6 protein-coding genes are annotated in these 5,832 nt (G+C 46.7%); all 6 read left to right on the top strand.

Annotated features, from left to right (window positions below; genetic code table 11):
- Nucleotides 1-167: 167 nt before the first annotated feature.
- On the top strand, nt 168-497 hold the full coding sequence (locus M0R35_07565; protein ID MCK9595514.1) for a pyrimidine dimer DNA glycosylase/endonuclease V: 330 nt from the start codon (nt 168-170) through the stop codon (nt 495-497).
- A gap of 246 nt (nt 498-743) precedes the next feature.
- Nucleotides 744-1,409, top strand: coding sequence for a class I SAM-dependent methyltransferase (locus tag M0R35_07560; protein ID MCK9595513.1), 666 nt, complete (start codon nt 744-746; stop codon nt 1,407-1,409).
- A 30-nt stretch (nt 1,410-1,439) separates the two neighbouring features.
- The gene (locus M0R35_07555; GenBank protein ID MCK9595512.1) at nt 1,440-2,354 is read left to right on the top strand and encodes a cation diffusion facilitator family transporter; all 915 of its coding nucleotides are present in this window, start codon (nt 1,440-1,442) and stop codon (nt 2,352-2,354) included.
- 154 nt (nt 2,355-2,508) lie between these two features.
- Nucleotides 2,509-3,672 (top strand): U32 family peptidase, encoded by a 1,164-nt coding sequence (locus tag M0R35_07550; protein ID MCK9595511.1) that lies wholly within the window; start codon nt 2,509-2,511, stop codon nt 3,670-3,672.
- A 199-nt stretch (nt 3,673-3,871) separates the two neighbouring features.
- Entirely contained in the window at nt 3,872-4,393 is a 522-nt protein-coding gene (locus M0R35_07545; GenBank protein ID MCK9595510.1) for a hypothetical protein, read from the top strand.
- 137 nt (nt 4,394-4,530) lie between these two features.
- Nucleotides 4,531-5,832, top strand: a 1,302-nt coding sequence (locus M0R35_07540) for an ATP-binding cassette domain-containing protein (protein ID MCK9595509.1), incomplete at its 3' end; no start/stop codon positions are given.

Genomic DNA, 5,832 nt, shown 5'->3' with positions numbered 1-5,832 from the left:
CCGCGGCCAAGCGGGCGGGACCTAAAGATCTTTATTTTTACAACCATGAATAGAATTCGGTAAGATTATAGAAATAGTTCGTTGAGAAACACCAAGAGGAGTTTTTAATTTTAACCCTCTGCGAGTAAAATACTTGCAGAGGGTTTTGTTTTGTATATAATAAAAATATGAGAATTTGGGATGTCACACCAAAAAAATTATGCCGTAATCATTTATTGGGAGAACATAGGGAATTACACGCAATATGGTCTGTTTTAACAAAGAATAAAAAAGGGTATTCTAGACATCCGGAAACTTTGAGATGGAAAGGTAAATTAGCAGCGCTCTATTTAAGACACAAGATCCTTGTCGAGGAAATGAAAAGCAGGGGATACAGTCATTACAGTAAGCTTAATCATAGGCTCGCCATCGGTATTGAAAAACAATCCGCATTTGTAGATTCTCGTAAAAAACAAAGGGAAACCTTACAAAATAAGAACTGCGGTTGCAAGATTTAATTCACTAAGCAGTCTTTTTGTTCCTTCCGTCATACACCAGTTGTGGAATTCGTCCAATAGGGGGGAGCTTATCTTCTAAAAGCCCTTTTTCTGTGATGTAGAAAAGGGCTTTTTAGTTGAAAATAAAAGGTTTCGGTTTTTTAAAATAGGGTCAAAACCGAAAAGGGCGCGGGGAAAAGTTGTTGCGGCGGGTTTTTATTTGGAATACAATGAATCAAATACAATATTTTCACCGGGAGAAATAAAATGAATTTGAATTGCGCGACATTCGTATTGACCTCGCTTAAAAGAGCCGAGGTCGCCGGCAAAAGAGTGCTGGAGGCCGGCTCGTCTTCCGTGAACGGGAGTATAAGGCCTTTTGTGGAAGTATATGAGCCGGCAGAGTATATCGGCGTTGATATATCCGCCGGATCCGGGGTTGATATTGTCTGCGACGTTAATGATATTGCTGCGCGTTTCGGCGAGCATAGTTTTGATGTGATTATATCCACCGAGTTATTGGAGCATGTGCGCGATTGGCGCAGGGCGGTACATAATATGAAGGCGGTTTGCAGGCCCGGAGGGCTGATCGTGATAACCACCCGGTCGGCGTATTTCCCTTACCATGGCCATCCATACGACTTCTGGCGTTACGAGATCGATGATATGGAGCGTATATTCAGCGATTGCAAAATAGAGAAGATAGAGAAAGAGGATCCTGGAATGGGCGTTTTTATCCGGGTTAGAAAGCCGGAGCATTTTATTGAGAATGATCTCGCCGGTTACAAGCTGTATTCCATATTGGCCAGGAAAAGAATAGCGGAGCTTGGGGAAAAGTATACGAAAGGCCCGTGTTTTAGATGGGCAATGATAAAGCTGGGTATCCGCAAGTTCCTGAACAGGGCCGGAGAGTTTATTTACTTCAAACTGTAAATACAGTCTGCGCGAGAGAGGATAAGGCATATGCAAATAAAAAACGCGGACCCTATGGCGGAAACAAAGCGCCGGCAGATGCTGGCTGTCAAGGTCTCCATGGCCGGGTCTATAACCCTGTTCCTTATTTCCGCCGTTGCCGGGATCGCTGTTGATTCGGTTACCTTGATTTTAGACGCGTCGGCAAGCCTGGTTATATTGGGGGTGGCATTCCTTATGAATTTTTCTATCAGTAAAATTCACAGGCCCGCCGATGAAACGTATAACTTCGGGTATAACAAATATGAGCCGCTTACCGCATCCGTACAGGGGATATTGATCTTTGCGGCTTGTCTTTTTGCCATAAAGATCGCTATCCAGGATATTATCCACGCGGAAGATATCGCAAACCATTTTTTGCCTGTGGCCGCGACATTCGCGGCAAGCATTTTGGGGGTATTTATCACGCTTTATTTAAAAAGATTATCCCGGAATACGGGTTCAAATATGTTGCGGGCAGCCGGTTTGCACTGGTATATGGACACGGTGTTGTCTTTTGGGGTTTGTTTTGGTTTTCTTTTGGGGCTGCTGCTGCAACGCGCGGGTTACGTTAAGATAACGCCTTATGTGGACCCGGTTATGGCTATAGCCTTGGCGTTGATCCTTGTCTGGGTGCCGTTTAAGACCGTAATACACAATGTCCGTGAACTTTTAGACGCGGTCCCCAGGGACGACAGTTATGCCAGAATAAAAGGGATCGTGGATATGCGTAAACCGGACTCTCTGGGCGTTCACAGGCTAAGGATGCGCAAGGCAGGGGAAAAGATCTTTCTGGATATAATCCTTACTGTAAAGGATAATCTTAGCGTATTTGAAATTGAAAAACTGGCGAATAAGTTAGATAAGGATATAAGGTCTGATCTGGGGAATTGCGATATCTTAATAAGTTTTAAGTCGCATAAATAACTGTATTTTTCTCATTATGCGGTTTTTCCTGAAGGAGGAGTTTAGAATTGTTAACCCGCTGTAATAACGAAAGTTGTTGCGGCGGTTTTGTTTTGTATAAGCATGCCGCAATAACCGCGCAAATCCGGATAACAATTAAGAAAGAGAGGGAAGTATGAAATTATTTGTGCCGACGAATTGGGATGATGAATTGATAATACGCGTTAAAGATTATCCCGAGGTGGACTGGTTATACGGGGCAATTACTCTTTCCGCGGTAGGCAGCGGCAGGATGTCGTATCTATTGCCGGAGGTGGATAGAAAACGGGCCGAAGAGCACATAAGGTTGGCAAAGGCGAACGGAATAAAGTTCAATTACTGCATAAACACCAGTTGTATGGGGAATAAGGAATTTACCAGGGATGGCTATAGGGATATTATGGAGTACTTGGAGTGGATAGATTCTACAGGGGCAGAAGCCGTTAGTGTCGCTTTGCCTTCTTTATTAGAGATGGTCAAAAAACATTTTCCCCGCTTGAAAACCTGTGTATCTTTATTTTCTATAGTTGATAACCTGGATTGCGCGAAATGGTGGCAGGATCTGGGGGCCGATGAGATTACCCTGGTCAACAGGACTATCAACAGGGACTTCAAGATGTTGAGGGCGCTGAAAGATAATATTGACTGTGAGCTTCAATTGATTGCCAGCCTTACCTGTTTAAGCGGATGTCCATTCGCTCCTTTGCATGCTAACCAGCAGGGGCATGGCACTACGCAGGGTGATCCTAATAAGAATTTCTTTGTTGAATATTGTATTGTCAACTGTACCTTGCGCAAGGTTAAGAACCCGGCCGAATTCATCAGGGCTCAATTTATACGCCCCGAAGATGTCCATGAATATGAGGCCATCGGAATAGAGCGATTCAAGCTGTGTGACAGGTGCATGACTACAGAAGCGTTGGTAAGAAGAGTGAAGGCTTATAGCGACAGACGATACGACGGTAACTTGGCTAAAATACTGTTTACCTTTACCGATCCTGCTGATTGGAATCAAATAAAAATGCAGTATCTTAATCGACCGGAATTGATCGATGTCAGCAGGCTGGCAGCCTTGAATCAGGCGTTGTTCCAGGAGAAGCTTTATATTGACAATAGGAAACTGGATGGTTTCCTGGATTTCTTCAAAAACCACGATTGCAGATTAATTCCCTGTGATAAATGCGGTTATTGCGCGAGTATCGCCGGGAAGGCTGTTAGAATTGACCGGATAGAACAGGCGGAATCGGTAAAGGTGATGACTATGTTCCTGGATGGATTAATCTCTGGAGATTTCTTCTGACCTCAGGAATAGATCCCTGATTCATAACATCGCCGGGTGGTATGTATTGATACAACAAATTGCGGAATTTATTGATGCGGGAGGGTAAAGCAATAATATTAGTTGTTTAACTTATTCCCGGTGCTAAAATAAGGCTGTTGTAGAATGTCTAATATCGAGTGGTAATTTACCAAGCTGTTTTAACCGGATAAGGAGCAAAATGAAAAAAAAGACCGCTAAACGCAAAAGCGCCGCAGTTGAACCTCATAATGAGCCGCAAGTCGAACCGCAGATCGCGCCGGATATGACCGATCTTATCCTTAAGATGCAGCAGCAGTTGGTTTCTTTGGAGGGAAAGATCGACGCCTTGATCAGCCGTTCCGTGGAAAGGCCTCCTGTGAGCAGCAACTTTTCCCGTCCTTTCCAGAGATATGACGCCCCGCGGCGTTTCGACAGGGGAGAGCGCGATAATAATTTCCGGGAAAGAAGCTTTAACAAGGCTATCTGCGCTGACTGCGGGACCCAGTGCGAAGTCCCGTTTAAGCCTACCGGAGACCGCCCGGTATACTGCAAGGAATGTTTCTCCAAACATAAAGAAGGCCCGGGGTCATTTAAGCCCAAGTTCGAGCGTAATCCGCGGGAAGGCGGGTTTTCCAAATTCCGCAATTTCGATAAACCCCAGGGCAGGGGAAATCACAGGCCCGGCGGCAAAAATCCGGGATTCCGCCGCGGTAGAAAATAACGCGATCAACGGTATTATTGAGCGTATCGCTGGATCCTAGGAGTTCCTCGTTGTAGTCTTGTCTATATTCGCATCTGTCCGGCCATTGAAAATAATCTAAACAATTATCCGCGTCGATATTTTTATAAGGGGTTTTTATGGCGTTAATCAGTTTACAGGAGATCAACCTGAAGTTCAGCGGTCCGCTTGTTTTCGACCGCTTGAACCTGCAATTGGAGCCGGGCGAGCGGGTGGCTTTGCTTGGCCGTAACGGCGCGGGCAAAACCACTTTGATGAAGGTAATGTCCGGCGATCTCGAGCCTGATGACGGTTCAGTAGTCCTGCAAAAAGGTATACAGGTCGCGCATCTGCCCCAGGAAGTGTCCGTGGATATGAAAGGCAATGTCTATGATATTGTCCTTTCCGGGCTGGGCGAGCGGGCGAACCTTTTAAGCCGGTATCATCAACTTACGCACCGCCTGCATACCGAGCATACCCCGGAATTGCTCCGTCAGCTGGATGACGTTCAAGCGGAGCTGGATCGAACCGGAAGCTGGGATGTGAACAGCCAGGTGGAACAGGTTATTTCCCAGATGAAGATTGACGGGGACAGCGATTTTCAGGACCTGTCCGGAGGGCAGAAGCGCAGGGTGCTTTTAGCCAGGGAACTGGCGTTAAAGCCTGAGATCCTGCTTTTGGACGAGCCGACAAACCACCTGGATATAGATTCGATCAATTGGCTGGAGGGATTTCTGGCGAATTATCCGGGCACGGTGTTTTTCGTAACCCATGACCGGATGTTTATGCAGCATCTGGCGACCCGGATAGTCGAGCTTGACCGGGGCAGGCTCTTTAGCTGGGCCTGCGATTATAAGACATTCTTAGAGCGCAAGCAGGCGGCGCTGGATATCGAGGAATCGGAGTGGAAGCATTTCGATAAAAAACTGGCGGAGGAAGAGGTTTGGATCCGTCAAGGGGTTAAGGCCAGGCGCTGCCGTAATGAAGGCAGGGTCAAGGCGCTGGAGCGCTTAAGGCAAGAGAAGAAAGAACAGCGTAAAGAAGAGGGCCTGGTGCGTATGCGCGCCCAAAAAGCCGCTCTTTCCGGCCACAAGGTGATTAAGGCCTTCCAACTCCATTTCGGTTACGCCGACAAATGCCTGGTCCGCGATTTTTCAGCAAATATAATGCGCCACGACAAGATCGGTGTGATCGGGCCTAACGGCAGCGGCAAGACCACGCTTTTACGGATCCTTTTGGGTAAGCTTGCTCCGCAAAGAGGTAAAGTCACCCTGGGCACGAATTTAGAGATCGCTTATTACGACCAACTGCGCGAGCAATTGGATGAGGAAAAAACCGTGGCTGAGAATGTCAACGGCGCCAGCGAAACCATAATGATCAACGGCAAGCCCAAACATATCCTGGGGTACCTGCAGGAATTCCTTTTCGCGCCTGAGCGCAGC

It is taken from the genome of Candidatus Omnitrophota bacterium, from assembly GCA_023227985.1.
Taxonomy (GTDB): domain Bacteria; phylum Omnitrophota; class Gorgyraeia; order Gygaellales; family Profunditerraquicolaceae; genus JALOCB01.
Note: the sequence above shows the minus strand (reverse complement) of the source record. Positions and strands in the feature narration are given on the sequence as shown.

Coding starts and splice junctions, on each gene's coding strand:
- M0R35_07565 (MCK9595514.1), top strand. CDS start 168: ATGAGAATTTGGGATGTCACACCAAAAAAATTATGCCGTAATCATTTA.
- M0R35_07560 (MCK9595513.1), top strand. CDS start 744: ATGAATTTGAATTGCGCGACATTCGTATTGACCTCGCTTAAAAGAGCC.
- M0R35_07555 (MCK9595512.1), top strand. CDS start 1,440: ATGCAAATAAAAAACGCGGACCCTATGGCGGAAACAAAGCGCCGGCAG.
- M0R35_07550 (MCK9595511.1), top strand. CDS start 2,509: ATGAAATTATTTGTGCCGACGAATTGGGATGATGAATTGATAATACGC.
- M0R35_07545 (MCK9595510.1), top strand. CDS start 3,872: ATGAAAAAAAAGACCGCTAAACGCAAAAGCGCCGCAGTTGAACCTCAT.